The following is a 23878-nucleotide window of genomic DNA, read 5'->3' as shown; positions in this document are numbered from 1 at the left end:
CACCCCTCCCCGCCCTCCCCTATGGTCCGCGCCTCTTTCAATCGGAGCCGCACGCCGTGCGTTTCATCCTTATTGTATCCGGGGCGCCATCGACGGACGTGTGATCACTCACACGGCGGCCGAACGGTGGCGCTCAACACAAGGTCCCTCACGGGGCCTTTTTTGTTGCCCTGAACGACCCCGTCCCCTAACGCCTCGCTGCAACAACCGACCTTCAGACGACCTACAAGGAAACCGACCCCATGTCCCGCGAGATGACCGGTGCCGAAATGGTGGTGCAGGCCCTGATCGACCAGGGCGTCAACACCCTGTTCGGCTATCCCGGCGGCGCCGTGCTGCCGATCTACGACGCGCTCTTCCAGCAGGACAGCGTCAAGCACATCCTCGTCCGCCACGAGCAGGGCGCGGTGCATGCGGCGGAGGGCTATGCCCGCTCCTCCGGCAAGGTGGGCGTGGTGCTCGTCACCTCCGGCCCCGGCGCGACCAATGCCGTCACCGGCCTCACCGACGCACTGATGGATTCGATCCCGCTGGTCTGCTTCACCGGCCAGGTGCCGACCCATCTCATCGGCTCGGACGCGTTCCAGGAGGCCGACACGGTCGGCATCACGCGCCACTGCACCAAGCACAATTATCTCGTGAAGAACATCGAGGACCTGCCGCGCATCCTGCACGAGGCCTTCTATGTCGCGCAGAACGGCCGGCCGGGCCCCGTGGTCATCGACATCCCCAAGGACATCCAGTTCAAGAGCGGCAAATACGAGAAGCCGCGCGACAACCAGCACAAGACCTACCGGCCGCAGATCAAGGGCGACCTCGGCAAGATCAAGGCGGCGGTGGAGCTGATCGCCAAGGCCAAGCGCCCGGTGTTCTACACCGGCGGCGGCGTCATCAATGCCGGCCCGCAGGCGGCGCAGCTCCTGCGCGAGCTGGTGCGGGCCACCGGCTATCCGATCACCTCGACGCTGATGGGCCTCGGCGCCTATCCGGCGCATGACCCGCAGTGGCTGGGCATGCTCGGCATGCACGGCACCTACGAGGCGAACCTCGCCATGCACGGCTGCGACCTGATGGTGAACATCGGCGCGCGCTTCGACGACCGCATCACCGGGCGGCTCGACGCCTTCTCGCCGGGGTCGAAGAAGATCCACATCGACATCGACCCCTCGTCCATCAACAAGAACGTCAAGGTGGACATCGGCATCGTCGGCGACTGCGCCCACGTGCTCGAGGACATGGTGCGGCTGTGGAAGGACGTGGCCGGACAGGTCGACAAGCCGGCGATCAAGGCCTGGTGGCTGCAGATCGACGGCTGGCGGGCGCGCAAATCGCTCGCCTATACGAACTCCGAGAGCATCATCAAGCCGCAATATGCCCTCGAGCGGCTGGAGGCGCTGACCAAGGGGCGCAAGCGCTTCATCACGACAGAGGTCGGCCAGCACCAGATGTGGGCGGCGCAGTATCTGCATTTCGACGAGCCGAACCGGTGGATGACCTCCGGCGGCCTCGGCACCATGGGCTACGGCCTGCCGGCGGCGGTGGGCGTGCAGCTCGCCAACCCGAAGGACCTCGTCGTCTGCGTGGCGGGCGAGGCCTCGGTGCTGATGAACATGCAGGAGATGTCGACGGCGGCGCAGTATCGGCTGCCGATCAAGATCTTCATCCTCAACAACGAGTACATGGGCATGGTGCGCCAGTGGCAGGAGCTGCTGCATGGCGGGCGCTATTCGGAGAGCTATTCGGCGGCGCTGCCGGACTTCGTGAAGCTCGCCGAGGCCTATCACGCCAAGGGCATCCGCTGCGACGATCCTTCCAAGCTCGACGCCGCCATCATGGAGATGATCGACCATCCGGGACCGGTGATCTTCGACTGCCTGGTGGCGAAGGAGGAGAACTGCTTCCCGATGATCCCCTCGGGCAAGGCGCACAACGAGATGATCCTGCCCGACTTCGCCGGCGAGACCGGCGACATCATCGACGCCAAGGGCAAGCAGCTGGTGTGAGGCGTGGCGGGGACGGCGGCGGGATGTTATCTTACCGCCGTCTTACCGCACTTCCGGAGGGAGCCATGGACACGACCGTCTCCACCAAGGGGCAGGTGATCATCCCCAAGAGCATACGCGACGAGCTCGGCATCGACGCCGGTGCGAAGCTCCGGGTGTTCACCGAGGGCCGGCGCATCGTCATGGAGGCGGCGCGCCCCTTCCCTGAGACGTCGCTCGACCAGGTCGGCGGCATGGGGAAGCGGTGGTATTCCGGCCCCGCGATCCCCGAGAGCGAATGGCAGCCGGCGCTGGATGCCGCGATGCGTCGCCGGTGGGGTCACGAATATGACGACAGCGGCTCCTGACCATGGACGCGATCGACACCAACATCCTCGTCCGCATCATCATCCGCGATGACGAGGACATGTACCGGCGCGCGGCGGCGGCGCTGTCACAGGGGCCGGTGCTGGTCCCGACGACGGTGCTGCTGGAGGCCGAATGGGTCCTGCGCGGTCGCTACGGGCTGGACCGCGACGCGATTGCCGACAGCCTCACGGCCTTTCTGGGCCTGCCACAGGTGGAGACGCAGACGCCCGACGCGATCCACTCCGCCCTGAAGCTCATGCGCGCCGGCATCGATTTCGCCGACGCCCTGCATCTGTCCACGGCCGCTCCGGCGCGCCGCTTCGTCACGCTCGACGTACCGCTCGCACGCAGAGCGCAGCGTCTTGCCACCCCAACGCCAGTCTCGCTGGCCTAGCCTGTTGCGAAACACCCGCCCCATGACCCAGTCCCAGTCCGCCTATTTCCTCTCCGACGCCATCCACGCCGAGCGCCGCCACACGCTCGCCGTGCTGGTCGACAACGAGCCCGGCGTCCTCGCCCGCATCGCCGGCATGTTCTCCGGCCGCGGCTACAACATCGAGAGCCTGACGGTGTCGGAGACCGAGCACGAGAAGCACGTCTCGCGCATCACCATCGTCACCACCGGCACCGAGAAGGTGATCGAGCAGATCAAGACCCAGCTCGACCGGCTGGTGCCCGTCCACCGGGTGGTGGACCTGACCGTCCAGGGCTCGGCGCTGGAGCGCGAGCTCTGCCTCGTCAAGGTGCGCGGCAAGGGCGATGCCCGCGTCGAGGCGCTGCGCCTCGCCGGGGCCTTCGGCGCGCACACGCTGGACGCCACCCTCAACTCCTTCGTCTTCGAACTGACGGGGACGACGGAGGAGGTGGAGCGCTTCATCCGCCTGATGGGCGTGGTCGGCCTCGTGGAGGTGTCGCGCACCGGCATCGCCGCCATGAGCCGCGGCGCGGAAGGCATGCAGGAAGCGGCCTTGCCGGACGGTGCGCAGGGACGCTGAATGCGCGTCCGTTAAGTTCGCCCGACCGAGGCTAGAGCCATGCCGACGCATCTGTCCGTCAACGTCAACGCCGTCGCGCAGCTGCGCAACCGGCGCAACCTGCCCTGGCCGAGCGTCACGGGCCTTGCCCGCATCGCGCTCGAGGCCGGGGCGGCGGGGATCACCGTGCATCCGCGCCCCGACGAGCGGCACATCCGCCGGCACGACGTGTTCGATCTCGCCGCGCTTCTGCGCGCGGACTTCCCCGCCGCCGAGTTCAACATCGAGGGCTATCCCGACGAGCGCTTCCTGGCGCTCTGCGAGGAGGTGAAGCCGCATCAGGTGACGCTGGTGCCGGACGATCCGGCGCAGGCGACCTCCGACCACGGCTGGGACGTGCACCGCGACGCCGACCTCCTGAAGCGCGTCATCGCGCGGCTGAAGGCGAAGGGCATGCGGGTGTCGATCTTCCTCGACGCCGACCCGGCGCTGGTACCGGCGGCCAAGGCGACCGGCACCGACAGGATCGAACTCTATACCGGCCCCTATGGCCATGCGGCCGATGCGGCGGTGCAGGCGTCGGAGCTGAAGAAGCTTGTTGCCACGACCGCGGCCGCCACGGCCGCGGGCCTCGCCGTCAATGCCGGCCACGATCTCACCCTCGACAACCTGCCGCCGCTGGTGGCCGCGGCGCCGGCCATCGCGGAGGTGTCCATTGGCCATGCGCTCACCGCCGACGCCCTCATCCACGGGATGGCGGAGACGGTGAGGCTTTACAAGAAGGCCTGCGGCGGCTGATCGGCGCGCCGGCTGGCCCTGTCGCGCGGGCCCGGCCGCCGCCAGCCGGACGCCGCTGTCCCACCCTCTCTGTCGGAGGCCCTTGCGTGCACTCCGGCGCTGCGCTAGACAACCGAACCGTAACGTACGGTACGGCTCCTATCGCAGTCTTCCCTCCCTATGACCTCCGCCGCCAAACCACCCGCATCCGAGAGCCCGGGCGCCGACCCGGCGGAGCCGACCGCCCGCCAGGCGGCGGTTCTCGACGCGGTGCTGGCGCTGATGCAGGAGGAGGGCGGACAGCTCACCATGGCGGCGGTCGCACGGCGCGCGAGCTGCTCGAAGGAAACGCTCTACAAGTGGTTCGGCGACCGCGACGGGCTCCTCACCGCCACGGTGCAGTGGCAGGCGTCCCGCGTCCGCGCCGGCCGCTACGACCGGCAGAGGCTCGATGCCTCCAGCCTGAGGGACAGTCTGAAGGATTTCGCCGCCAACTGGCTTTCGGTCATTTCCAGCCCGACCTCGATCGCCCTGAACCGGCTGGCGATCTCCCACGCCGCGTCGAAGCAGAGCAATCTCGGCCAGATCGTGCTCGAGAACGGCCGTTTCGCCATCGGCAACAGGCTGAAGCCCGTGCTGGAGGAAGGGCGGGCCGCCGGCCTGCTCGCCTTCGACGACACCGAAGCGGCGTTCCGGACCTTCTTCGGCCTCGCCGGCCGCGACGTGCAGATCCGCCTGCTCCTCGGCGACGACCTGAAGCTCGGCAAGGCCGAGATCGCCCGTGACGCGGCGGCTGCCACCGACCAGTTTCTCACCCTCTACGGCCGCACGGACCAGACGCCGGCGGCCGCCTGACCCCTCACGCAACCCAAGTCCCAAGGAAGGAAGCATCCATGCGTGTCTATTACGATCGCGACGCCGATCTGAACCTCATCAAGTCGAAGAAGGTCTGCATCGTCGGCTATGGCAGCCAGGGCCATGCCCACGCGCAGAACCTGCGCGATTCCGGCGTCAAGGACGTGGTCATCGCGCTGAAGGCGGGTTCCGCCACTCGCGCCAAGGCCGAGGCCGCCGGCTTCACCGTCATGACGCCCGCCGAGGCTGCCAAGGTCTGCGACGTCATGATGATGCTGACCCCCGACGAATTGCAGGCCGACATCTACCGCGACGACCTGCACGCCAACATGAAGCAGGGCGCGGCGATCATGTTCGCCCACGGCCTCAACGTGCACTTCAACCTCATCGAGGCCCGCAAGGACCTGGACGTGCTGATGGTCGCCCCGAAGGGCCCCGGCCACACGGTGCGCTCGGAATATCTGCGCGGCGGCGGCGTGCCGACCCTGATCGCCATCCACCAGGACGCCTCGGGCAATGCCCATGACCTCGGCCTGTCCTACGCCTCGGCCAACGGCGGCGGCCGCGCCGGCATCATCGAGACCACCTTCAAGGAAGAGTGCGAAACCGATCTCTTCGGCGAGCAGGTCGTGCTCTGCGGCGGCCTGGTCGAGCTCATCAAGGCCGGCTACGAGACGCTCGTGGAAGCCGGCTACGCGCCGGAAATGGCCTATTTTGAGTGCCTCCACGAGGTGAAGCTGATCGTCGACCTCATCTACGAGGGCGGCATCGCCAACATGAACTACTCGATCTCCAACACCGCCGAATACGGCGAGTACGTCACCGGTCCCCGCATCATCACCGCCGAGACGAAGGCCGAGATGAAGCGCGTGCTGACCGACATCCAGTCGGGCAAGTTCACCCGCGACTGGATGCTGGAGAACAAGGTCAACCAGACCTCGTTCAAGGCGACCCGCGCCCGCATGGCCTCCCATCCGATCGAGGAGGTCGGCGCCAAGCTGCGTGACATGATGCCGTGGATCAAGGCGAAGGCCCTGGTCGACAAGACGAAGAACTGAGCGGCGTGGCGGAGCGGGGAGCGGGCGCAGGCCCCTTCCCGCTCCGTCCATCCGGCACGAGGGCGGCGCGTGGGCCGCCCTTTTCGCCGCACGGTTCCGCTCGCCCCATCGGGCGCGCGCCCCCCCGGGAACCCGTGCAGCACCCGTCATGCAATCTTGCGGTACAGGCGCCGTTCATGTTCCACTCATCGGACATATCGCATGGTCCGTCCGTCCGTCTTGGCGTTGGGTGGAAACAGGACTACGTGGGCTATCCTAGCCAGAGGTGGGGTCAGGAACATTCATGTCGCAACCGAGCCTGCGTGTCATCACGGGGTTGCCTTATCTGAAAGAACGGCTCGCGGAGCTCTACGCCGCTCGCCGCAACGGCCAGGCCGAACTGTTCGCGGCCGGCTTCGCCGAAGACGGGTTCATGCGCATCGTGGCCGACAGCCGGCTCGTCCCGGAGGCGGGCCCCTTTCGTGGTCGCGTCGCCATCGCCAAAGGCGTGCGACAGCTCTTCCAGCGCTACGAATATGTCGACGGCCTGGTGGTCGATGTCATCGCGGAGTTTGACCGGGCGGTGATCCGACGACAGCTCACCCTGCGTAGTGCTTCGACAGGCGCTGTCGCCGATTTCGACACGGCGGATTTCGTCCGCTTCCGGAATGGTGAGATCGCCGAACTGACGCAATTCATGGACACCGCGTCCCTGGCGGTTCTGGCAGGTCGAATCTGAGCATGGTGACGCCCCTTTCGCCCACCGGCGAGCGCAAGAACCAGCAGCGTGCGATCACCGAAGCGGTCCACGCGCTCTATGCGGCGCGCATCGCCGGAGCGGTGGACGACTTCGTATCCTATTTCGCCTCCGACGCGCGGCTGACGGTGGTGGGCAATCCGGCGCTCAGTCCGGGGGCCGGGTTGAGGATGGGCCGAGACGACATCGCCCGCTACCTCGAACACCTTCACGACCAGAACGAATATCTCTCCCATTCCATCGACGACATCGTCTGCGAGGGCGACCACGTGCTGGTGCGCTGGACGGTGGAGGTCCGCCTTCTCGACAACGGCCGCACCGGGTCGTTCGAACTGCTCGACCACATCCGGTTGCGGGACGGGCTGATCGTCGAGCTGACCCATTTCTACGATACGGGCGGCCTCGCCATCGCCCACGGCCGGGTGAAGATCGCCTGACCCGACCGCCGCTGATGCGTCAGTTCACCGAACGGAATTGGTGCGGTGCCGCGAGGGCGCGCTAGGCTGGCGCCACGGAGCGCTTCCCATGAACATTCTCTCGATCCAGTCCTGGGTGTCCTACGGCCATGTCGGCAACGCCTCGGCGGTGTTTCCGATGCAGCGGCTCGGTCACGAGGTCTGGGCCATCCACACCGTGCAGTTCTCCAACCATACCGGCTACGGCGCCTGGAAGGGCCGGGTCTATGACGGCCCGATGATCGACGAACTCGTCGAGGGCATCGAGGAGCGCGGCGTGCTGGGGCGCTGCGACGGGGTGCTGTCGGGCTACATGGGCTCCTCCGACATCGGCTCGGCCATCGTCGCGGCGGTGCGCCGGGTGCGCGCTCTCAACCCCGAGGCGCTCTATTGCTGCGATCCCGTCATCGGCGATGTCGGGCGCGGCGTCTTCGTGCGGCCGGGCATCCCGGAATTCATGCGCGACAAGGCGGTGCCGGCGGCCGACATCATCACGCCGAACCAGTTCGAACTCGAATATCTGTCGGGACGGCGGGTCACCACCATCGCCGATGCGATCGCGGCGGTGGAGGCGATCCGCGCCACCGGCCCGCGCACCGTCCTCGTCACCAGCCTCTTGACGGAGGATACGCCCGCCGACGCCATCGATCTCCTCGCCTGCGGCCCCAGCGGGCGGTTCCGCGTGCGCACGCCGCGGCTGTCGGTGTCGGTGAACGGGGCGGGCGACGCCATCGCCGCCCTGTTCTTCGTCCATGCCGCCACGAGCCGCGACGAGGCCTTCGCGGTGTCGCGCGCGGCGTCCTCGGTCTTCGGCCTGTTGAAGCGGACGGAGGAGGCGGGCTCACGCGAGATCCTCACCGTCGAGGCGCAGGACGAGTTCGTCACCCCGACCACCGTCTTCGCCCCCGAAAAGATCGGCTGAGAGCGCCATGACCGCTGCCCTCCCCGCGCGTCGCTTCCACACGCTCGACGTCTTCACCCACGACGCGCTGGCGGGCAATCCGCTGGCGGTGGTGCTCGACGCGAGCGGCCTCGACACGGCCGCCATGCGCAAGATCGCCGGCGAGTTCAACCTGTCGGAGACGGTCTTCGTTCTGCCCGAGGCCGCCGCCGGCCGGCGCGCCGACATCCGCATCTTCACGCCGGGCGCGGAACTGCCCTTCGCCGGCCATCCGACGGTGGGGACCGCGGTGCTGCTCGCCGCCCTCGACGGGCTGGCGCCGGGGGCCGAGACCACCTTCGTGCTGGGCGAGAAGGCCGGGCCCGTCCCCTGCCGCGTCACGCGCGACGCCGCCGGCCGCTACGAGGCGCAGTTCGAGGCGCCGCGCAGGCCCGCAGACCTCGGCCCGGCGCCCGACCCGGCGCAGCTCGCAGGCGTCCTCGGGCTGGAGCTGCGCGACATCGGCTTCGACCGCCACCGTCCCAGCCGCTTCGGCGCGCCGGTCTCGTTCTGCTACGTGCCGGTGAAGACGCGCGAGGCCATGGCGCGCATCCGGGTGGACACGCGCTGGTTCGCCGAGACCTTCGCGGCCATCGCCGACGACCATCCGGCGATCTTCGCCTACACCCGCGAGACAGTGGACCCGGACGCCGGCTTCCACGCCCGCATGTTCGCGCCCGGCCTCGGCATCGCCGAGGACCCTGCGACGGGCTCCGCCGCGGCGGCCTTCGCCGGCGTCCTCGCGGCGCGGGAGGGGCTCGCCGACGGCGCCCACACCGTCGTCATCGAGCAGGGATACGAGATGGGCCGGCCGAGCCGCATCCGTCTCGGCCTGACGCTCGAGGGCGGGCAGGTGAGCGCAGTGACGATCGGCGGCGGCGCCGTCATCCTGACCGAGGGCCGGATGTTCCTCTGAACGACGGCCGCACGGCTCACGCCCATGAAAAAACCCGCCGGCGCTGCGCCGGCGGGTCGATCACGTCGGAGCCCTGGGCTCAGCGACGATAGCGGCAGACACGCTCGCCGTAGCGGTTCACCCAGCAGCGGCGGCGCGGCGTGGTCTCGGCGCCGATGATGGCACCGGCGACACCGCCGACCGCGGCACCCGCGAGGGCACCACCGCCCGTGCCGGTGGCCAGGCCGCCGATCAGGGCGCCGGCGCCGGCGCCGATGGCGCCGCCCGCCGCAGCACGCTCCTCGCGCGGGGTGCACGCACCGATCATCAGGGCGGCAGCGCCAACCAGAGTGAGCTTCTTCAACATGGATATTCCCTCCTGCAGGCCCCCGACCCGGGGTGGACCATAGGTGACCGTGGTGCGATTTGCCAAGACGTGGCTCGGCCAGCATTAAGGACCGGTCAACGACCGTCGCCCGATTGCCGGCAGCGCCTGACATCTCGCGAGGACAACGCCTTCATGACGTCCCGGTTCCGCCGCATCCGCCACATTCGCGCCACGCTCGATTCCGGGCCCTGGTCCTACGCCGAAACCCACGCGCAGGCGATCGATTCCGCCTGGCGGACGGCGACCACGGCCAATCCCGCCCTGTTCGACGGGGAGGTGCTGGTCATCACGCACAGGGAGATCGACGGCGAGGTCTTCGAGGCCCGCTACCGCCCGGTCCGCTATTCCCAGTTCCTGCACTACATGCGGCACGGGGAGCCGGACGGCGCGAGTCGCAACGGCTTCGCCGTCGCCGGGCTCACCGGCTCGGACGGCGCGCTCGTCATGGGCATCATGGGCGGCCACACCGCCAATGCCGGCAGGATCTATTTCCCCGGCGGCACGCCCGATCCGGACGACGTGGTGGACGGCCGGGTCGATCTCGAGGGCAGCGTGATGCGCGAACTCACGGAGGAGACGGGGCTGACGGCGGAGGAGGTGCGCGTCGAACCGGGGTTCTGGCTGCATGAGGACGAGAAGCGGTCCGCCTTCATCAAGGTCCTGCATTCGCCCCTGCCGGCGGTCGACCTGCGCGACACCATCCTGGCCCGCGTGGCGCGGCAGGCCGAGCCGGAACTGGCGGGGCTGCACATCGTGCGCAGCCATGACGATCTGCGGCCCGACCTGATGCCGCCCTTCCAGCTCGCCTATGCGGAATGGTGGCTCGCCGGCGGCAGGGAGGTCTGAAGCGCGGCACGCACCACCGTCACCGTACAGGGCGCCTCGGCCGCCACCCTGGCCGAGACGCTGCCGAGATAGCGGCGGGTGCCGGACTGGCCGCGGGCGCCCATGACGACCTGGTCGACGTGGTTCTCGCGGGCATGGGTGACGATGGCCTCCGCCGGATCGGTGCTCTCCAGGACGTGGAAGCTGATGCGGTCCGCCGGCAGACCGAGGGGCGAGGCCCAGGCGCGCAGCGCGATCAGGCGGGCGACGTGCAGCGCCCTGCCCTCCCCGTCCGTGGTCTCGTCGATGCCGATACGCCGGAGCTTGAGGACGTTGACGCAGGCGAGTCTGGCGGAGGGCAGCAGCGTCAGCATGCGGCCCGCCACGGCGCGAACCGCATCGGCGACCGCGCAGTAGTCCGCGGAAAGGTCGACGGCGACGAGGACGATGGGGGCGGCGCCCTGCGCCTGGTCCCCCACGACGGGTGCGGGACGCTCGGCGCCCAGCGCGCGGAACCACCGGCGCAGACGCGCGAGGGAGCCGTCGCGACTCGTCCGCGCGGCGGCGGCGGTGAGGCGCACCTCGCCGGGATGGGCGAGGTCGAAGGCGAGCTGCGCCATGGTCGGGTAGCGCCCGGCGGGATCGACGGCCAGGCATCGCAGGATGATCTCCTGCAGCCACGGCGGGCAATCGGGCCGCAGGGCCCGCGGCGGCCAGGGGTCCCACCACAGCCGCCTGCGCAGGCGGCGCGCCCCGCGCGGGTCGCCGAAGGGCTGGCGCCCGGTCGTCATCTCGTAGAGGACACAGCCGAGCGCGAAGACGTCGGAGCGCGGGTCGTCGCGGGCGTGCAGCACCTGTTCGGGCGCCATATAGGGCGCCGTGCCGATGGGCAGGCGGAACTCCTCGGCGAGCAGGTCGGGCAGCAGGCGGTGGCGCGCCAGCCCGTAATCCACCAGCACGGCGGTGCCGTCGTCGCGGATCAGGACATTGGCCGGCTTCACGTCGAGATGCAGGACGTTCTGGCGGTGCAGGTCGCAGAGCGCCCGCGCCACGGCGAGGCCGAGGCTCGCCACCTCCGCCGCGGCAAAGGGGGCCTCGCCCATCCGCTCGTAGAGCGAGCGGCCGATGATGCGCTCCATCACGATATAGGGCTGGTGGGCGAAGTCCCCGGCGGCGACGAAGCGCGGAACGTGCGGCCCGGCGAGGCGCGGCAGGATCATCTGCTCCATCTCGAAGCCGACGATCATGGTGGGGTCGTCGCCGTCGAGGATGAGCGGGATCTTCATGACCAGCGGCATGTCCTCGCCCCCGCCGGTCACCTCCCAGATCTGCGCCATGCCGCCGAGCTTCAGCGGCGCCGTCAGGGTGAAGCCGTCGAGCACCAGGCCCTTCTCGATGCGCGGCGGCCGCATGCCCTATCACCTCCCGAGGGCGAGGCGGCTCGCCAACCGATCCGGCAGCCCCGCGGCGCGGATCTTCGCGGCGGCGGCCTGATGGTCGTAGGGAACACGATGGGGCTCCAGCACGCCTTGGGCGAGATCAAGAACGGCATATGCGGCGGCGGCGATGCCGTCGCGCGGCTGGCCGACGGCACCGACACCCACATGCCAGCGGCGATGGGGGGCGAGCGGCACGGGCATGCCGGTGACCGGGGTGAAACCGACGCAGGTGCGGTTCGGCTGCAGCGAGAACAGGGCCGGCACGTGGGTATGGCCGCAGGCGACGAGACGGGCGTCGGTGGCGCCGAAGCTCAGCTCGGCGTCGCGGGGCGTCATGACATAGGGCCAGTGGCCGGGATGGCGCGCCCCGGCATGGACGAGCAGCAGGTCGCCCTCACGGCCGGTGAGTGGCAGGCCGGCGAGGAAACGGCGATGCGCCTCGCCGAGGACGCCACGGGTCCAGACCATCGCCGCCAGGGCGTCGGCGTTCATGTCGGCGTCGTCGCGCGCAACCGCCTCGTCGTGGTTGCCCTGAAGGACCAGGGCGCCCGACGCGGCGAGGTCCATGACGATCTCGGTGCAGGCGACGGGGTCGGCGCCGTAGCCGACGATGTCGCCGAGCACGGCGATGCGGTCGACCCCGGCGCGCCGGACATGGGCCAGCGTCGCCTCGAGGGCCTCGCAGTTGCCATGAATGTCGGAAAGCAGCGCGAGGCGCATGGACGCCCCCCGGACCGTGCGACCGGTGACATCCTCGGCCGGCCCCGCGCCGGCGGCAAGGCCGCCTTTAGGCGATCAGGAGGGGTAGCCGTAGCGCCGCTTGACGGCGGTGAGTGCGGCCCGGGCCTCGCCGTCGCGGCCGGCCGCGCAGGCGCCCTCGGGCGTGCGCATGTCGGCGATGACGCGGCCATGCACCTCGCGGGTGACGTGACCGGTGGCGAGTTCGTTGTCCATGACGGCGCGGAAGCGGGCGATCTCGCCGCTGCAGCCGGCCCCCTCGGGCAGGCGGAAATCGGGGCGCGTCACATAGCTGGGGGTGGCGGAGGCCACGGGCTGCGGCGCCGGCACCGGGGCGGTGGTCGACTGGCAGGCGGCGAGGCCGATGGCGGCGAGGGCGGCGAGCACCAAGGAGCGTGTGGTGGCGCGGCGGATTGGACCTGTCATGGCGGACCCCTGGGGCGGCGAATCGACGGCGCCACTCTAGGCGCCGCCGACACGAGCGGACAATTCCCGCCTCAGGAAAGCGGCTTCAGGCCGCGCTCGATGGCGGCGCGCTTCGGCTCGAGGAAGGGCGGCAGCGCGAGCTTCTCGCCGATGGTGGCGAGCGGCTCGTCGACGTCGAAGCCGGGGCCGTCGGTGGCGATCTCGAAGAGGATGCCGTTCGGCTCGCGGAAGTAGAGGCTGCGAAAATAGTACCGGTCGACGGCCCCCGAACTCGGGATGCGCAGACCGTTCAGCCGCTCGATCCAGCCGGCATATTCCTTCTCGTCCGGCGTGCGGAAGGCGACGTGGTGGACGGAGCCGGCGCCCTGGCGCGCCTGCGGAAGGTGCGGCTCGACCGCCACGTGATATTCCGCCGCCGGGCCGCCCTCGCCCATGGCGTAGACATGGACGGGAGAGGCGCTCGGCAGGGTGTAGTCGCGCACCTTGCGCATGCCGAGCACGTGGGTGAGCACGAGGTCGGTGGTCTCCAGCACGGGGACGCTGGCGGTGATGGGGCCGAGGCCGCGGATCTGGTGCTCGGCCGGAACGGGGCTGGCGTCCCAGGGATGGGCCTCGCCGGCGCCGCCGTCGTCGATCAGGGCGAGGCGCTGGCCCTCCGGATCCTCGAAGTCGAGGGTGAGGCGGCCGTCGCGGACCACCGGCTGGTCGTGCTTCACGCCGTGCTCGGCGAAGCGGGCCGCCCACCAGCGGATGGTCGGCTCGCCGGAGACGCGCAGGGCGGTGCGGATGATGGCGTTGGTGCCGCGCCGTTCGGGCGCCACCGGCCATTCGAAGAAGGTGATGTCGGAGCCGGGGCTGGCGACGCCGTCGCCGTAGAAGAGGTGATAGGCGGAGGTGTCGTCCTGGTTCACCGTGCGCTTGACGAGGCGCATGCCGAGGACGCGGGTGTAGAAGGCGTGGTTGCCGGGAGCATCCGCCGAGACGGCGGTGAGGTGGTGGATGCCGGTGAGAGCGGGGGTCATGGCTCGTCCTCGCTGACGCGGCGGGGGCCGCGCTTCGTTGCCGCTAGACATCGGCCGCGCCGCCTTCCGGGGCAAGGGGCTCCGGGTCCGGTCCGCTGCAAGCCCAGCTTGCACCGATGCCGGGCCGTCGCGCGATCGGATCATGTTGGCCGTGGCAGACCGGATCGATCCGCCCTATTCTCTCCGTCAGAAGACCGCCGCGGGATGCGAGACGGTCCTGGCCCGACGGCCCGAGGGAGACATGACGATGACCACCATGACCACGCCCGCCCCCGTCCTGCCCGGCAAGACCGGCCCCTATCGCGCCGACCAGGTGGGATCGCTGCTGCGCTCGCAGGCGCTGAAGGCGGCCCGCGCCGACCATGCGGCCGGCAAGCTCGACGCCCTCGGCCTGAGGACGGTGGAAGACGCCGAGATCAAGAAGCTGATCGCGCGGCAGGAGGCGATCGGCCTGCAGGCGATCACCGACGGCGAGTACCGCCGCTCCTGGTGGCACTACGACTTCCTCTGGCAGCTCGACGGCGTCAGCCGGGTGGAGCTCGACCAGGGCATCCAGTTCGCCGGCGTGCAGACCAAGGGGGAGGCGCCGCGCGTCACCGGCCGGATCGACTTCACCACCCATCCCTTCGTCGAGCACTTCAAGTTCCTCAAGGCGAACACGACGCGCACCGCGAAGATGACCATCCCCTCGCCCTCGATGCTGCACTATCGCGGCGGGCGGAAGCTCATCAACATGGGCCTCTATCCCGACATGGCGGACTATTACGAGGATCTCGGCCAGGCCTATCGCAAGGCCGTCCACGCCTTCTACGACGCCGGCTGCCGCTACCTGCAGCTCGACGACGTCTCCTTCGCCTATCTCTGCGACCCCGAGCAGAAGAAGATGCTGGCCGAGCGCGGCGACGATCCGGACAAGCAGGGCGGCATCTACGCCGGCATGGTGTCGGCGGCGATCGGCGGGCGGCCGAAGGACCTCGCCATCACCATGCACCTGTGCCGCGGCAACTTCCGCTCCACCTTCGTCGCCTCCGGCGGCTACGAGCCGATCGCCGAGCTCCTGTTCAACGCCATGCCGGTGGACGCCTATTTCATGGAATGGGACACCGAGCGCGCCGGCGGCTTCGAGCCGCTGCGCTTCCTGCCCAAGGGCAAGGCGGTGGTGCTCGGCCTCGTCACCTCGAAGACCGGCGTGCTGGAGGCGAAGGACGACATCAAGCGGCGCATCGACGAGGCGGCGAAATATGCGCCCATCGAGCAGCTCTGCCTGTCGCCGCAATGCGGCTTCGCCTCGACGGAGGAGGGCAACACGCTGGCCGAGGACGAGCAGTGGCGGAAGCTCGAGATGATCGTCGAGGTGGCGCGCGAGGTCTGGGGCTGAGGGGGCGGGGCCGGGGCGCGTTGCCCGCCGCACCCGCGGCGGGTATCCTCTGCATCAAGCCATGGAGGCCGTGCGATGAACGCCATCACCATCCGGCTGGATGCGGCTCAGCGTGCTCCCCTTTGGCGGCCGGGAAGGACGCGTCGCCAACACCCGCGAACTGGTGGTGGTCGCCTGCCCTTACATCGTGGTCTATCGACGTGAGTCGTCGGCCGTCACTGTCCTCGCGGTGATGCATACGGCGCGGCTGTGGCCGCGCCGTTTCTGAGCCCTCACCCCTTGGCGGGCGGGAACATGAGCGGCGAGATCTTCATGTGGTCGCGCTTGGCCCAGTCGAGGCCCTTGACGCCGGCCTCGGCGCGGCGCTGGGCGGCCTCGAGCTTCTCGGAGGCCGCGTCGAGGTCCATGGTCAGGACCTTGCCGCCGTCGACCACCTTCTCACCGTCGACGAAGACGGTGCGGATGGCGCGCTCGCCGGCCGAATAGATCATCGAGCGGACGGGGTCGCGCAGCGGCCGCATGGAGGCGTGGGTGACGTCGACCAACACGATGTCGGCCTTGGCGCCGACCGCGAGGCGACCGATGTCCTTGCGTCCCAGCGCCTTGGCGCCGCCGAGGGTGGCGGCGTTGAAGACGTCCACCGACCGCACGTCGTAGGCATCCTCGCCCACCACGCGCGACATGATGGCGACGTGGCGCATCTCCTCGATCATGTTGTGCGGATAGGTGTCGGTGCCGATCGCCATGTTGACGCCGCGGCGGACATATTCGCCGAAGGTCTGCAGGGTGATGCCGCGGCGCTGGAAGACGGTCGGGCAGTGGGCGACGGTCGTGCCGGTGTCGACGAGGTCCTGCAGATCGTCGCGGCGCGGCCAGTGGGTCGAGGTGTGGTGGTCGAGGAAGATGCCGTGGCCGATCAGCGAGCGGTCGGAGAGCACGTCGAGGGAGCCGAGCCATTCCACCGGCGTCATGCCGTGGCGGCGGGTGATCTCGTGGAACTCGACGACGGACTGGGCCGCGTGGATCTGGAAGGGCAGCTTGCGCTTCTTGGCCTCGGCGAAGCTCGCCTTGATGAGGCCGGGGGTGCAGGTGTCGATCTGGCTCGGCGAGACCATGCCGGACATGCGGCCCGAGGGGTGCTTCGCCGCGGCGTCGAGCACCTTCATCGCCGCCTCCATGGCGGGAACGCCCTCGTCCTTGGCCCATTCATATTCGACGACGTGGCCGTTCTTGGTGAACCAGCGGGCCGAGCGATACATGGGCGAGAGCACGCCGCGCAGGCCCGAGGCGGCGAAGGTGTCGAGCCAGCCGTCCCAGGCAACCGACATGTCGACGAGGGTGGTGACGCCGGAGAGCAGCAGTTCCGAATAGGCCACCGTGGCGGAGGCGGGGATCGCCTCCATGTCCGGGGCGCCGCCGGCATCGGCGCGGAACAGCGGCATGAATTCGTAGAGCGCCGACTGGTAGAGCTTGGGCGAGCCGAGCTCGTCGTTCCAGCCCTTCGCCATCGGCTCGGAGGCGGGGTGGGAATGGACGTTGACGAGGCCCGGCATGACCAGCATGCCCGCCCCGTCGATGGTCTTGTCGGCCTTGCCGGAGAAGCCGGGGCCGACATGGGTGATCTTGTCGCCCTCGAAGGCGACGTCGGCCCCCTGCATGTAGGTGTGCTTGCGGCCGTCGAAGGCGACGACCCAGGCGGCGTTCTTGATGAGGGTGACGGGCATCGGACGTTCTCTCGGGGCGTTTTATGGTTCGGCCGGCGGCAGGGAAAGCACGGCCGGGCATCCCGAAGGGCGCCCGGCCGCCGAGGTCGTCACATCAGCGCGTGAAGCGCAGGTCGAGGCCCTTGTAGAAGCCGCAGCCGTAGATGTTGTGGGCCTTGAAGGGGGCGAGACGCGAGGTCGCCGCCACCTTCATCGGCTCGTGGTAGAGCGGAATCCACACCGCCGCGTCGTGGACCTGGGCAAGCACCTCACCGTAGTTCTGCGCGCGCTCGGCGTCGGAGACAGCGGTCATGCCGGTCTGGAGCCAGCGGTCGGTGTCGGCGTTCTTCCAGTTCATGCGGTTCGGGGTCGGCGCATTGGTCGAGCGGAAGTAGAGGTTCAGCGCGTCGCCGGCGGTGATGTAGGGGAAGGACATGCCGAACAGGTCGAACTCCTGCGTGGCGAGCTTGCCCCAGGCCACCGTCGCGTCGAAGAGCTGAATGCGCAGATCGACGCCGATCTTGCGCAGGTCGCCCTGCACCGTCTCCATCAGCTTCTGCCAGGTCGAACCGGTGAAGCCGTAGGCGAGCGGGGAGAGACGGACGCCGTTCTTGGAGCGGAAGCCGTCGGCGCCGCGAACCCAGCCGGCCTCGTCGAGGATGCGGTTGGCCTCGGCGACATTGGTGCGGATCAGGCGGGAATCGATGGCCTTGTTCCAGTCGGTGGCCGACTGGTGGATGTAGGAATAGGCCGGCTCCGTCTCGCCGAAGTTGATGTCGCGGGAGATTGCCTCCTGGTCGACGGCCATGACGATGGCGCGGCGCACGGCGGCGTCGTCGACACCGGCCTTGTCCACCTTGAAGCCGATGAAATAGGTCCAGAAGGCGGCCGGGTTGTCGACGATGCGCAGGTTCCGGTTGGCGCGGATCTGCGCCATGCCCGAATAGGGCACGTACTGCGTCGCCTGGCTCTGGCCGGTCAGCACGGCGGCGAGACGGGTGTTCTCCTCCGGCACGATGCGCCAGACGATCTCCTGGATGTGGGCAGGTCCCCGGTTCTCGTAGATCGGCGGACCCCAGCGATAGGCGTCATGGCGCTTCAGACGCATGTCGTTGCGCGGGCGCCAGTCGACCCAGCAGTAGGGACCGGTGCCGTTGAAGCCGCGCACGCCGAAATCGGCGCCGAGGGCGTCGACATTGGCCTTGTCGATGACGACGGCGAAGCTCTGGGTGAGCTGGTAGAGGAGCTCGGAGAAGGGCGCGGTGAGACGGTACTCAACCGTCGTCGCGTCCTTGGCGACGATGTCCTCCACCGGGCCGGCGCGCCAGCGCACCGGCGAGCGGGTGGCCGGGTCGATCCAGCGCTTCAGCGAATAGACCACGTCGTCGGCGGTCATCGCCTTGCCGTCGCAGAACTTCACGTCGGAGCGCAGCTTGAAGGTGTAGACCTTGCCGTCCGGCGAGACCGTCCAGCTCTCGGCGAGGCCCGGCTTGATGGAGGTCATGTCGTGGTCGAGCGACACCAGGGTGTCGGCCAGCATGAACAGCACCTCGGAGGCGGCGCGTGCCGTCGAGCGGTGCGGATCATAGCGGTCGGAATCGACCTCGCGCACGATGGTCAGCGTGTTCTGCGCCTGGGCCATGGCCGGGCTCGCCAGGGCGAGGCCGCCGGCGATGGCGCCGGCCAGCAATGCAAGTCGCTTCATACTCATGTCCCAACTCCTCTGAAGACGTGGGTTCTCTCCCGGCCCGCGTTGATCCGGACCGTTGGTTGCTTGCGGCTCAGGAGTGCCTGAGCCGGGGGTCGAGCATGTCGCGCAGCGCATCGCCGAGGACGTTGGCGCAGAGCACGAGCACGACGATGACGAGGCTGGGCATGACCGCGATATGCGGGGCGAGGAACAGCTCGTTGCGGCCCGCCGAGGCCATGGTGCCGAGCTCGGCCGCCGGCGGCTGGGCGCCGAGGCCGAGGAAGGACAGCGCCGAGCCCAGCAGGATCACCTGGCCGAAGCGCAGCGTCAGGTAGACGAAGACCGAGGAGATGCAGTTCAGCGCCAGATAACGCACCAGCAGGGTGCGGTCGTTGAGGCCGATGGAGCGGCCCGCCTCGATGAAGTCCTGGCCCATGACCACCAGCGCCGAGGCGCGGGTGACGCGCACCACCGTGGGGATGGTGGCGACCGCGAGCGAGATGACGACCGCCGTCATGCCGGGGCCGACCACCGCGGCGAAGGACAGGCCGAGGAGGATGGCGGGGAAGGACAGGAGGATGTCCGACAGGTGCATGATGACCCCGTCGAGCCGCCGGTAGAAGGCGGCGAAGAGGCCGAGGAGCAGGCCGATGGAGCCGCCGATGACGGTGGCGATCACGCCCATCATCAGCGTGGCGCGCAGGCCGTAGAGCAGGCGCGAGAGCATGCAGCGGCCGAGGCCGTCGGTGCCGAGCAGGAAGTCCCAGCGGCCGCGCGCCTCCCAGACCGGGGGCAGCATGCGCAGGCGGGTGTTGGTGAGATAGGGGTCGTTCGGCGCGAGCCAGGGGGCGAGGATCGCCGCCAGCACCAGCAGCACGAGGAGCACGGCGGCGGTGATCGCCAGCTTGTCGCGGAACAGGCGACGCATGTTGCCCCAGCGGCGCGGGGCGGCGGCGGCAGGCTCGGTTGCGGTCACGGCGGTCATCGCTTGCCCACCCGGGGATCGAGGATGCCGTACAGGACGTCGACGAGGAGGTTGATCACGATGAAGGAGACCGCGAGGATCAGGATCGAGCCCTGAGCGAGAGGCAAGTCGCGCGCCAGGATGGCGCCGACGGCGAGGCGGCCGACGCCGGGCCAGGAGAAGATGGTCTCGGTGACGACGGCGCCGCCGAGCAGGTAGCCGGCCTGCAGGCCGATGAGGGTGACGACCGGGATCAGTGCATTGCGCAGCACGTGGCGGATGATGACCGTGTGCTCGGCGAGGCCCTTGGCGCGGGCGGTGCGGACGTAGTCGGCGTTCATCACCTCGAGGGCGGCGGTACGCGTCATGCGCGCCACCGGACCGATGAAGATGAGGCCGAGGGTGAGCGAGGGGAGCGCCGCGTGGGCGAGGCCGTCGAGGGTCCAGAGCGGGCCGGCGCGGCCGAGGAAGGGCAGGAGCTCCCAGTGGTATCCCACATACATGATCAGCATCAGGCCGATGAAGAAGACCGGCATGGAGACGCCGAAGACCGAGATGGCGATGATGATGCGGTCGAGGGCGCGGCCCCGGTTGACGGCGGCGACGGTGCCGAGCGCGATGCCGATCGGCACGGAGAAGAGCAGCGAGCCGATCATCAGCTCGAAGGTCGGGCCGATGGCCTCGCCGAGCTCGCTGATGACGGGGGTGTTGTTGATCATCGAGTAGCCGAGATCCCCCTGCATCACGCGGGTGATGTAGATGAAGAACTGGATGACGCGGGAGCGGTCGAGGCCGAGATCCCGGCGGATCTGCTCGACCACATCCGGGGTGGCCTGCGGGCCGGCGATGACCTGGGCGACGTCGCCGGGCACGAGCTGCAATAGCATGAAGCCGAGCAGCAGCACGCCGAAGAGCACCGGGATCGACAGGACGGCACGATGTAAGAGGTGGACTCCCATGCCCGTCAGCCCTTCCACTCGCCGGTCGCGTCATGGACGCAGGCGCCGCCGAGGATGGTGAGGTCGCAGCGCGTGTCGGAGAGGATCGCCTCTGGCGAGGCCGTGAGCAAGTCGCGAGAGAAGACTGCGACATCGGCAGCCATTCCCGGCCGGAGCGTGCCGCGATGGTCCTCGCACTTGTTCACATAGGCGCCGAACTCGGTATAGGCCTGGATGGCGCGCTCGATGGAGATCGCCTCGCCGGCGCCGATGACCGTGCCCTTGTGGGTCTTGCGGGTGATCATGGTGAAGAAGTTCGGCCAGACGTTGGCGTCGCAGACCGGTGCGTCGGTGGAGGCCGCCGGCTGGAATCCCATGTCGATCCAAGTCTTCATCGGATAGCTGGTGGCCGGGCGGTCGTCCGGCATGACCTGCTGATAGAGCTCGCCGAAATCGTAGATGAAGACCGGCTGCGGCACGGGCTCGATGCCGGCGGCGCGCATGCGCTTCATCTGGTCCATGGTGTTGAAGCCGCAGTGCTCGATGCGATGGCGGCGGTCGGCGTCCGGATATTTCGCCAGCGCCTTCTCCATGGCGACGAGGGTCTGCTCGATGGCGCCGTCGCCGATGGCGTGGACGGCGAGCTGGTAGCCCTTGGCGTGGACCTCCATCGTCGCCTCTTCCATCTCCTTGTCGGTGAGACAGTAGATGCCGTGGGTCTCCTCCTCGCCGGCATAGGGCGAGGTCATGGCCGCGGTCTTGCCGCCGGCCGAGCCGTCGGTGAAGATCTTCACCGGGCCGATGCGCAGCATGTCGTCGCCGGAGCCGGTGACCAGGCCCTCCTCCCAGCAGCGGCCGAGAATGCCGCCGGGAATGTCGAGAAGGCACTGGGTGACGCGGAGCGGCTGGCGCCCGGTGCGCACGGCGTTGCGGTAGGAGATGATCTCCCGATAGCCGGAGCGCATGCCGACCGCGGCGTCCATGGTGGAGGTGATGCCGAAGGAGTTCATGTACCGGCCGCCGCGCTCGATGGCGGCGACGTGATCCTCGTCGGTATAGGCGGGCAGGACGGCGTGCACGGCCTGGCGGCCGTTCTCGGCCATCAGGCCGGTGAGGTCGCCGTTGACCTGCTCGATGGCGCCGCCGGCAGGGACAGGCGTCCTGGTCGTCACGCCGGCGATCTTCAGCGCCATGGAATTGGCGACGGCGAGATGGCCGCAGGTGCGCACCAGATAGACCGGATTGTCGGGAGCCGCGAGGTCGAGCTCGGTGCGGTGCGGGTGGCGACGGATGTCGAGCTTCGAATCGTCATAGCCGCGGGCGAGAATCCATTCGCCGGGCTTCTTGGTCGCCGCGGCGTCGCGGATGAGGCCGAGCAGGGCGTCGAGCGTGTCGGCCTTCTGCGGCCGGGCGTCGATCTCGGCCATGGAGATGCCCATGGGCAGGAGGTGGGCGTGGGCCTCGAACAGGCCGGGGGTCGCCAGGCGGCCGCGCAGCTCCACCACCTTGGTTCCGGGGCCGATCAGCGGCTCCAAGTCGGCGGAGGATCCCACCGCCAGGACCTTGCCGGACCACAGCGCAACCGCCTCGGCCACCGGCTCACCATAGGCCACGAAAACACGGCCGCCACGCAATACGACATCCGCCCTGGGAAGGATCGGCATCAAAACCCCCGAATACAAACTGCCCAGCATCGTGGCATGCCTGTTTTTACATCGGCAAGCCGCGCTGGTGCCGGGCACCTCTCCACTGCGCGGGGTGGATTTGTTGCCCACCGCCGCTATGGTCGGTGACTTTCATTTCGCCCGCGGCCGCAAAAAGAGCAGCAATCTTCTTCGGCTTCAACCCGTTTTGGCACGACCGTATCGGACTGCGGGACGAAACGATACCGTATCCACCGGTGAGACCGGGTGTGCCGCGGTGCGGCCACCCTCGTGCAGGAGCCACTCCATGACCGACGCGAAGACCGAACTTCCCGACGCCGCCGCCAGCGATCCGGTGGCCCTCGGCTGGATGACCGGCTTCCCGCCGCCGGCCGACAAGGCCGTCACCTATGCCGACGGCTCGTTCCGCTCCTTCCCGCAGTTGCGGTGGTCGTGGAGCAACGTCCGGCAGATCGTGCCGACGGTGAACGTCTGGCGCGGGCCCGGGCCCGCTTCCCCGCTGCCCCGCGCCGACGTGGACCTCGACGGCGTGGCCGTGACGACCATGGGCGGCGAGACCATCAGCTTCGCCGAGGCCCTGGCGCAGACCTTTGCCGACGGCCTCGTGGTGCTGCACCGGGGCAAGCTCGTCTACGAGCGCTATTTCGGCGCGCTGAAGCCGCACCAGCCGCATATCGGCATGTCGGTGACCAAGTCCTTCACCGGCACGCTCGCCGGCATCCTCGTCGCCGACGGCCTCGTCGATCCGGCGGCGCCGGTGACGCATTACGTCCCCGAACTCGCCGCCGGCGCCTTCGGCGACGCCAGCGTCGCCGAGGTCATGGATATGACCACCGGCCTCGCCTATTCCGAGATCTACACCGATCCGAAGTCCGACGTCTGGGCGCTGAGGCGGGCGAACGGCATGGCGCCGCCGCTGCCCGGCGTGCCGCAGCTCTCGCTGCTGGAGTATCTGACCACCGTCGCCAAGCAGGGCGAGCACGGCCGGGTCTTCGCCTACAAGACCGTCAATACCGACGTGCTCGCCTGGATCCTGCGGCGGGCGAGCGGGCTGTCGCTGAGCGAACTCCTGTCGACCCGCATCTGGCAGCCCATGGGCGCCGAGGAGGACGCCTACTACCACGTCGACCGTCTCGGCATCGAGAGCGGCGGCGGCGGGCTCAACACCACGACCCGCGACCTCGCCCGCTTCGGCGAGCTGATGCGCAACCGCGGCGCCTTCAACGGCCGGCAGATCTTCCCCGCGAACGTCGCCGACGACATCGCCCGCGGCGGCGACCCGGCGAAGTTCGCGCCCGCCGGCTATGCCACCCTGCCCGGCTGGTCCTACCGGAACCAGTGGTGGGTCAGCCACAACGCGCATGGGGCCTACATGGCGCGCGGCGTCTATGGACAGGCGCTCTACATCGATCCGAAGGCGGAGATGGTGATCGCCCGCTACGCCTCCCATCCGGCCGCCGGCAACGTCGCCAACGATCCGATCTCCCTGCCCGCCTGGATGGCGGTGGCACGCCACCTCATGGGCTGAGGCGCCCGACGTTTCAGCGATGTTGCTGCGCGGGCTCGCCTGCCACGACAAAGCCATGCCCGCGCGAAAACTTGCGGAAACGGCCCCCGGCTATAGGCTCCTCACGGCCTGCCTCCGCGGGCTGCGAGACCTCA

The 23878-nt window shown here is 69.1% G+C and carries 25 protein-coding genes; 15 read left to right on the top strand and 10 right to left on the bottom strand.

The features are described 5' to 3' along the window. Nucleotides 1–242 precede the first annotated feature (242 nt). The 11 genes from C6569_RS01200 to C6569_RS01150 all read left to right on the top strand — a co-directional run bounded on the left by C6569_RS01200 (nucleotide 243) and on the right by C6569_RS01150 (nucleotide 9062). Complete coding sequence (locus C6569_RS01200) at nucleotides 243–2003, top strand: acetolactate synthase 3 large subunit (RefSeq protein WP_106747130.1); 1761 nt, start codon at nucleotides 243–245, stop codon at nucleotides 2001–2003. A gap of 65 nt (nucleotides 2004–2068) precedes the next feature. Then, a complete protein-coding gene (locus C6569_RS01195) occupies nucleotides 2069–2350 on the top strand; it encodes an AbrB/MazE/SpoVT family DNA-binding domain-containing protein (RefSeq protein ID WP_181313869.1) in 282 nt (93 codons plus the stop codon). Between the two features lie 2 nt (nucleotides 2351–2352). Next, nucleotides 2353–2745: a type II toxin-antitoxin system VapC family toxin gene (locus C6569_RS01190; RefSeq protein ID WP_106747128.1), complete on the top strand. Its 393-nt coding sequence runs from the start codon at nucleotides 2353–2355 to the stop codon at nucleotides 2743–2745. Nucleotides 2746–2767: 22 nt separating this feature from the next. Beyond that, entirely contained in the window at nucleotides 2768–3346 is a 579-nt protein-coding gene (ilvN, locus tag C6569_RS01185; protein ID WP_106747127.1) for an acetolactate synthase small subunit, read from the top strand. Between the two features lie 39 nt (nucleotides 3347–3385). After that, nucleotides 3386–4123: a pyridoxine 5'-phosphate synthase gene (locus tag C6569_RS01180; protein ID WP_106747126.1), complete on the top strand. Its 738-nt coding sequence runs from the start codon at nucleotides 3386–3388 to the stop codon at nucleotides 4121–4123. Nucleotides 4124–4282: 159 nt separating this feature from the next. After that, on the top strand, nucleotides 4283–4957 hold the full coding sequence (locus tag C6569_RS01175; RefSeq protein ID WP_106747125.1) for a TetR/AcrR family transcriptional regulator: 675 nt from the start codon (nucleotides 4283–4285) through the stop codon (nucleotides 4955–4957). A 38-nt stretch (nucleotides 4958–4995) separates the two neighbouring features. Next, nucleotides 4996–6015, top strand: a complete 1020-nt coding sequence (ilvC, locus tag C6569_RS01170; protein WP_106747124.1) for a ketol-acid reductoisomerase — start codon at nucleotides 4996–4998, stop codon at nucleotides 6013–6015. Nucleotides 6016–6298: 283 nt separating this feature from the next. Continuing rightward, nucleotides 6299–6733 carry a nuclear transport factor 2 family protein gene (locus C6569_RS01165; RefSeq protein WP_106747123.1) on the top strand — a complete coding sequence of 145 codons (435 nt, stop codon included), beginning with the start codon at nucleotides 6299–6301 and terminating at the stop codon, nucleotides 6731–6733. 2 nt (nucleotides 6734–6735) lie between these two features. Beyond that, complete coding sequence (locus tag C6569_RS01160) at nucleotides 6736–7188, top strand: nuclear transport factor 2 family protein (protein WP_106747122.1); 453 nt, start codon at nucleotides 6736–6738, stop codon at nucleotides 7186–7188. Nucleotides 7189–7276: 88 nt separating this feature from the next. Further along, a complete protein-coding gene (gene pdxY, locus C6569_RS01155) occupies nucleotides 7277–8128 on the top strand; it encodes a pyridoxal kinase PdxY (RefSeq protein ID WP_106747121.1) in 852 nt (283 codons plus the stop codon). A gap of 7 nt (nucleotides 8129–8135) precedes the next feature. Further along, nucleotides 8136–9062 (top strand): PhzF family phenazine biosynthesis protein, encoded by a 927-nt coding sequence (locus C6569_RS01150; RefSeq protein ID WP_106747120.1) that lies wholly within the window; start codon nucleotides 8136–8138, stop codon nucleotides 9060–9062. A gap of 79 nt (nucleotides 9063–9141) precedes the next feature. Here C6569_RS01150 and C6569_RS01145 read toward each other — a convergent pair whose 3' ends face one another. Then, nucleotides 9142–9408, bottom strand: coding sequence for a glycine zipper domain-containing protein (locus C6569_RS01145; protein ID WP_181313868.1), 267 nt, complete (start codon nucleotides 9406–9408; stop codon nucleotides 9142–9144). A 153-nt stretch (nucleotides 9409–9561) separates the two neighbouring features. Between C6569_RS01145 and C6569_RS01140 the strand changes: the two genes are divergently transcribed. After that, nucleotides 9562–10275: an NUDIX hydrolase gene (locus C6569_RS01140; protein ID WP_106747119.1), complete on the top strand. Its 714-nt coding sequence runs from the start codon at nucleotides 9562–9564 to the stop codon at nucleotides 10273–10275. Here the strand turns inward: C6569_RS01140 and C6569_RS01135 are convergent. From C6569_RS01135 to C6569_RS01120, 4 genes are all read right to left on the bottom strand, one after another. Beyond that, nucleotides 10236–11666, bottom strand: a complete 1431-nt coding sequence (locus C6569_RS01135; protein ID WP_106747118.1) for a bifunctional serine/threonine-protein kinase/universal stress protein — start codon at nucleotides 11664–11666, stop codon at nucleotides 10236–10238. The two genes, C6569_RS01140 and C6569_RS01135, sit on opposite strands and share 40 nt — an antisense overlap. A 6-nt stretch (nucleotides 11667–11672) precedes the next feature. Further along, nucleotides 11673–12413: a metallophosphoesterase family protein gene (locus C6569_RS01130; protein ID WP_106747117.1), complete on the bottom strand. Its 741-nt coding sequence runs from the start codon at nucleotides 12411–12413 to the stop codon at nucleotides 11673–11675. 75 nt (nucleotides 12414–12488) lie between these two features. Beyond that, nucleotides 12489–12857, bottom strand: a complete 369-nt coding sequence (locus tag C6569_RS01125; RefSeq protein WP_106747116.1) for a hypothetical protein — start codon at nucleotides 12855–12857, stop codon at nucleotides 12489–12491. A 71-nt stretch (nucleotides 12858–12928) separates the two neighbouring features. Next, the gene (locus tag C6569_RS01120) at nucleotides 12929–13879 is read right to left on the bottom strand and encodes a ring-cleaving dioxygenase (RefSeq protein ID WP_106747115.1); all 951 of its coding nucleotides are present in this window, start codon (nucleotides 13877–13879) and stop codon (nucleotides 12929–12931) included. 247 nt (nucleotides 13880–14126) lie between these two features. Between C6569_RS01120 and C6569_RS01115 the strand changes: the two genes are divergently transcribed. Beyond that, nucleotides 14127–15257: a 5-methyltetrahydropteroyltriglutamate--homocysteine S-methyltransferase gene (locus C6569_RS01115; RefSeq protein WP_245898201.1), complete on the top strand. Its 1131-nt coding sequence runs from the start codon at nucleotides 14127–14129 to the stop codon at nucleotides 15255–15257. A gap of 100 nt (nucleotides 15258–15357) precedes the next feature. Further along, nucleotides 15358–15525, top strand: a complete 168-nt coding sequence (locus tag C6569_RS22485; protein ID WP_146144702.1) for a type II toxin-antitoxin system RelE/ParE family toxin — start codon at nucleotides 15358–15360, stop codon at nucleotides 15523–15525. 4 nt (nucleotides 15526–15529) lie between these two features. Here C6569_RS22485 and C6569_RS01110 read toward each other — a convergent pair whose 3' ends face one another. From C6569_RS01110 to C6569_RS01090, 5 genes are all read right to left on the bottom strand, one after another. After that, on the bottom strand, nucleotides 15530–16981 hold the full coding sequence (locus tag C6569_RS01110; protein WP_106747114.1) for an amidohydrolase family protein: 1452 nt from the start codon (nucleotides 16979–16981) through the stop codon (nucleotides 15530–15532). Between the two features lie 94 nt (nucleotides 16982–17075). Then, the gene (locus tag C6569_RS01105; protein ID WP_215905780.1) at nucleotides 17076–18671 is read right to left on the bottom strand and encodes an ABC transporter substrate-binding protein; all 1596 of its coding nucleotides are present in this window, start codon (nucleotides 18669–18671) and stop codon (nucleotides 17076–17078) included. Nucleotides 18672–18741: 70 nt separating this feature from the next. After that, the gene (locus C6569_RS01100; protein WP_106747112.1) at nucleotides 18742–19635 is read right to left on the bottom strand and encodes an ABC transporter permease; all 894 of its coding nucleotides are present in this window, start codon (nucleotides 19633–19635) and stop codon (nucleotides 18742–18744) included. Then, nucleotides 19632–20573 carry an ABC transporter permease gene (locus C6569_RS01095; RefSeq protein WP_106747111.1) on the bottom strand — a complete coding sequence of 314 codons (942 nt, stop codon included), beginning with the start codon at nucleotides 20571–20573 and terminating at the stop codon, nucleotides 19632–19634. Before C6569_RS01095 ends, C6569_RS01100 begins: the two co-directional genes overlap by 4 nt. Before the next feature lie 5 nt (nucleotides 20574–20578). Then, nucleotides 20579–22216: an amidohydrolase gene (locus C6569_RS01090; RefSeq protein WP_106747110.1), complete on the bottom strand. Its 1638-nt coding sequence runs from the start codon at nucleotides 22214–22216 to the stop codon at nucleotides 20579–20581. Nucleotides 22217–22502: 286 nt separating this feature from the next. On the opposite strand from C6569_RS01090, the gene C6569_RS01085 reads away from it, so the two are divergent. After that, entirely contained in the window at nucleotides 22503–23744 is a 1242-nt protein-coding gene (locus tag C6569_RS01085; protein ID WP_106747109.1) for a serine hydrolase domain-containing protein, read from the top strand. Nucleotides 23745–23878: the final 134 nt, after the last annotated feature.

This window comes from Phreatobacter cathodiphilus, from assembly GCF_003008515.1.
Taxonomy (GTDB): Bacteria; Pseudomonadota; Alphaproteobacteria; order Rhizobiales; family Phreatobacteraceae; genus Phreatobacter; species Phreatobacter cathodiphilus.
This window is presented reverse-complemented; position numbering and strand designations above follow the sequence as displayed.